The sequence below is a fragment of the Longimonas sp. genome (assembly GCF_046498435.1).
Classification (GTDB): Bacteria; Bacteroidota; Rhodothermia; order Rhodothermales; family Salinibacteraceae; genus Longimonas.
In genome coordinates this window covers 1-4,515 of sequence record NZ_JAWOAR010000002.1, presented here as the reverse complement: position 1 = coordinate 4,515, position 4,515 = coordinate 1, and the positions used below count along the sequence as shown (strand labels likewise).

4 protein-coding genes are annotated in these 4,515 nt (G+C 60.8%); all 4 read right to left on the bottom strand.

Annotated elements, in window-relative coordinates; all coding sequences use genetic code 11:
* Positions 1-322: 322 nt before the first annotated feature.
* The gene (locus R6U20_RS00080) at positions 323-952 is read right to left on the bottom strand and encodes a hypothetical protein (RefSeq protein ID WP_410335824.1); all 630 of its coding nucleotides are present in this window, start codon (positions 950-952) and stop codon (positions 323-325) included.
* A gap of 161 nt (positions 953-1,113) precedes the next feature.
* Entirely contained in the window at positions 1,114-2,214 is a 1,101-nt protein-coding gene (locus tag R6U20_RS00075; RefSeq protein WP_410335823.1) for an aspartate kinase, read from the bottom strand.
* A 33-nt stretch (positions 2,215-2,247) separates the two neighbouring features.
* On the bottom strand, positions 2,248-3,315 hold the full coding sequence (gene metX, locus R6U20_RS00070) for a homoserine O-acetyltransferase (protein ID WP_410335822.1): 1,068 nt from the start codon (positions 3,313-3,315) through the stop codon (positions 2,248-2,250).
* An 80-nt stretch (positions 3,316-3,395) separates the two neighbouring features.
* Positions 3,396-4,515, bottom strand: a 1,120-nt coding sequence (locus tag R6U20_RS00065) for an O-acetylhomoserine aminocarboxypropyltransferase/cysteine synthase family protein (protein WP_410335821.1), incomplete at its 5' end; no start/stop codon positions are given.

Below are 4,515 nucleotides of genomic sequence, written 5' to 3'. Positions count from 1 at the left end.
AATATCAGGGCTGAGCAGATATACATCCACCCAGCCCCTGATACTGAATTGAACCCAAAGACGCGTGTGAACGAAATGAAGAATGAGCGCACAGCGAACGTAGCACAGCAGATGAAAGGAACGCGTGTTGTGCCATACTTCATCTGCCGCTGAACGATCCGCCTACCCCGCGAACCGATCCAGGACTTTAGCACCTATTTTGCTTTTTTCCGGGCTGGGGTCAAAGGTGCTGCCCTTGCGATTTACTGGGGTAAGTCGGACTTCGCCCTCGTTTCGCTCTACCGGTGCTCGCTCTCGCCTTCGAACCAAAACCCAAACGGCTCTAAAAGTCAACTTCTGGAATCAGGACATCAACGCGCCCCGCGTCAAAGTTACCACTCATAGTTACTTCCTCTTCCCTAAAGCCATCTCCGGTAAATGTATTTTCCGTTGCATTAATCTCGAACGAGCCTGCTACGCGGTCGCTTCCAGACGATGTGATTGTGAGTTCCCCACTATTTGAAACTACGATACGTGATGGAAAGCCTTCGCCTTCATACTCCCAATACACAAATCCAAATTGATCTTGAATAAGGTCGTTGTCTTGCTCGTCAATGCTCAAATCAGCGAATGTGTAGGTATCTGGCGAGGGCAAGGGGCCTTCGCGTCCCATGAAAGCCGCGCTCCCCGAAAGCAGGTCTTGCTCGCCAGTCACATTATCCGATTCAGTGAAGTAAATGACGAATCCCTCTTCGCCTGTATCTGGATTTTCACCAGTAGCAAAGAAGGCATTCATTTCAACCTCGTCATCCCCAATTGACATGTTCACCGTTTCGGGGGGCGTATCACCGGGGCCGTCGTCATCTTCGTTGCTGTCGGTGGAGTCGCAGGCCGAGAGGCTGAAGAGGAGAGCAAACGCCAGCGTGAGTAGTCCCAGGCTGCGCGTCCAGGTAGAAAAGGTAGATGATTGCATAGTACTCACCAAAGGTTAGGGACGAATAATACAAGGGTGTAGAAGCGGCCCATGCCGCCTTCGTGTTTTGTAATGCGCAATCCTCCGCTGGAAGCGGACACATTCCCCTTGACGTTCTCTCTTTGCCGCGTTGTGGCTTCGCAACACGGGTATTGCTCTGCTTACGCTGTTTCTGCTACATGCAGCACATCCGCCAGCACCCCTGCGGCGGTCACCTCGGGACCGGCCCCCGGCCCGCGAATGGTAAGTGGCGATGTGGCATAGCGATTGGTTGTGATGGTAAACAGATTGTCCTGGCCCTCCAACTGCCCAAAGTCAGAATCTGCGGGCACGGCCTCTACACCTACTCGGATGCCGCTGCCGGGCGTCCAGCGGCCCACGTATTGCAGGACCGCATCCTGGGAGGCCGCCGTCTCGGCGCGCTCGCGCCAGGCATCGTTGGCCTTGTGGACGTATCGGCGAAACGCCAGGTGCGGTAGGTTGCGGAGCGACTCGGGCACGAGCGACTCCACCTCCACGTCCTCGCGGTCGATTGATGCGCCCGCCGTGCGCGCCAAAATCAGGAACTTGCGGGCTACGTCCTCGCCCGACAGGTCGTCGCGGATATCCGGCTCGGCATAGCCCTTTTGGATGGCCGTCCGCACCGCCTCGCTAAAGGAATCGCCCTCGCGCATCCGGCTGAACACGAAGGTGAGCGTGCCCGACACCGCTCCGCGAATGGTGTGGATGCGGTCGCCGGTAGCCCGCAGATCGCGTACCGTGCGCACCACCGGCAGTCCGGCCCCCACGGTGGTCTCGTAGCGGTACTGCACATTGTGCTGTGCGGCCGTTGCATGCAGCCGGTCGAAGTGCTGCTGCGAGCGGGTGTTGGCCAGCTTGCTCGGCGTGACGACATGGATGCCTGCATCCAGCAACGTCGTGTAGTGGTCAGCCACATCCGGATGCCCCGTAGCATCAACAAAGACAAGCGGACGCGGCGCGTGCTCGATGAGTCGCTCCAGCACGGCGGGCCAGTGCAGTGTGCTGCCGTGCTCAAGGTGGTGCTTCACCGCGCCGGGCGTGGGGTGCGGCGGCGTCCACGCAGCATGGGTTGAGGTGCAGGCTCCAATTAGACGGGGACGCTGCGCATCTCCCTGAAGCTCGCTAAGCTGATAGAGCAACGCAGTGCCTACCGACCCCACGCCAGCTAAGTAGAGCGAGAGCGATGGGGCAGAGCGGGTAGTGGTTGGCTTCGGTGACAACGCAGTCTGAGGTACAGACATAAGAATGTGGAGATAAGTCAGGGAAAACGGGATTCAGCGGACGGTAGCAGAGGCGGCATGTGTGTTCTGCCACTGAACGATCATGGCATTGAGAGCTTCCTGCTCAATCAAGAACGCGTCGTGACCATGGGGCGACGACAGCACCTGCAGGTTGGCATTCGGCAGATGCGCGGCAAGCTCTTCCTGTTCGGCCAGCGGATACAACACGTCCGAGTCGATGCCTATGACCAGCGCGGGTTGCGTAATCTGTCGTACCACATCGGAATAGGCCCCACGATTGCGGCTCACGTCGTGCGCGTCCATCTGCTTCGTAAGGTGCACGTAGCAGTTCGCATCGAAGCGCGCCACGAGCTTCTGCCCGTGGTAGCGCAGGTAGCTTTCGACCGCAAAAGGCGGGTGGGCGGAGCCATTTTCAGATTGCCGCTCGCGCCCAAATCGCTCCTGAAACGAGGCGTGCGAGCGATACGAGACCATCGCCATGGTGCGGGCAGCGGCGAGTCCGTCGGCGGGCGGATCATCGGGCGGGTACGCGCCGCCCTGCCACTTCGGATCGGCATAGATGGCCTGGCGCTGCGCCTCGCTCCAGCCAATCTGCCACGGCGTGTGGCGTCCGCCCACGGCAATAGGCACAAGGCGTTTCACCAGCGGCGCGCCCGTATCGGTGCGCTCGAAGGCCCACTCCAGCACCTGCATCCCGCCCATCGATCCGCCGATGGCACAGCGCACGCGGCGTACGCCCAAGTGATCGAGCAAATGGCGGTGCAGCGCTACCGTATCGCGCGGCGTGAAAGCCGGGAAGTCGGCTCTGTACCGCGCACCTGTGTCGGGGTTTGTGGTTATGGGGGATACGGAGCCATACGGCGATCCGGGCACATTGGCGCAGATTATAAAGTCTTCTTCCGTATTGAGCGCCCGTCCGGCACCGAGTAGGTCCATCCACCAGGCGCTAACATTCGCATCTCCCGTAAGCGCATGACACACCAGCACGGCGTTCGTGCCGTCGGGGTTGAGGCGGCCCCACGTGCGATACGCGATGGGCACATCGTGAAGGGTAGCCCCGCCCTCGGTCGTAAAGGCGGGCTGCATGTAGGTTGAAGGCATGAGATCAGCGTGCATGAAGGGAAACAACACCACAGCGGAGCAGCCCAATTGCACCAGCGCCGCCCCGCTGCGTCTGCGTGTTACGCCGAAACAGGGAGCTTAGCCAGCGCCTGCTCAAAGTCGGCAGTGATGTCGTCGATGTGCTCAATGCCCACCGACACGCGCACCAGGTCGGGCTCCACGCCCGAGGCTTTCTGCTCTTCCTCGGTAAGCTGCTGATGCGTGGTCGACGCGGGGTGGATGACGAGGGTTTTTGCATCCCCCACGTTGGCAAGGTGACTGGCCAGTTCCACGTTCTCGACAAATGCCTGTCCGGCCTCCGCGCCGCCCTTTACGCCAAAGCTGAGCACGGCGCCGTATCCATTCTGCAGATAGCGATTGGCGCGCTCGTGGTACGGGTGGTCTTCAAGCCCCGGATAGCTGACCCAGTCCACGGCGTCGTGCTCTTGCAGCCAGCGGGCCAGCGCCAGAGCGTTGTCGGCGCTGCGCTGCACGCGGAGGGAGAGGGTCTCCAGGCCCTGAAGCAGCAAGAACGAGCCGAAGGGGTTCTGCGCCGGACCAAAGTCGCGCAGTCCTTCGACGCGAGCGCGGATGGCAAACGCGACGTTCTCGCCGAGTACACCATCGGGACCGAACGTCTCCCAGAACTTGAGTCCGTGGTAATTCGGGTTGGGTTCGGTAAACTCGGGGAACCGCCCGTTATCCCACGGAAAGGTGCCCGCATCCACAATGACGCCGCCGATGGTGGTGCCGTGGCCGCCGATCCACTTGGTGGCGCTTTCGGTGACGATGTCGGCGCCGTGGTCAATGGGACGGCACAGGTAACCGGCTGCGCCAAAGGTGTTGTCAACCACGAGTGGCACGCCGTGGTCGTGGGCGATGTCGGCGATGCGCTCGAAGTCGGGGATGTTGAAGCGCGGGTTGCCAATCGATTCGAGGTAGACGGCCTTCGTGTTCTCGTCGATCAGCGACGCGATGGACTCGGGGTCGTCGCCCTCGGCAAAGCGCCCTTCGATGCCGAGGCGTGGCAGCGCGTTCTTGAGCTGGTTATAGGTACCGCCGTACAGGTAGCTGGTGGCCACAATGTTATCGCCTGCCTTCGCCAGCGCGTTGAACGTCAGGAACTGCGCCGACTGACCGCTGGCGGTAGCCACGGCAGCAACGCCGCCTTCAAGTGCGGCCACACGCTTCTCGAACACA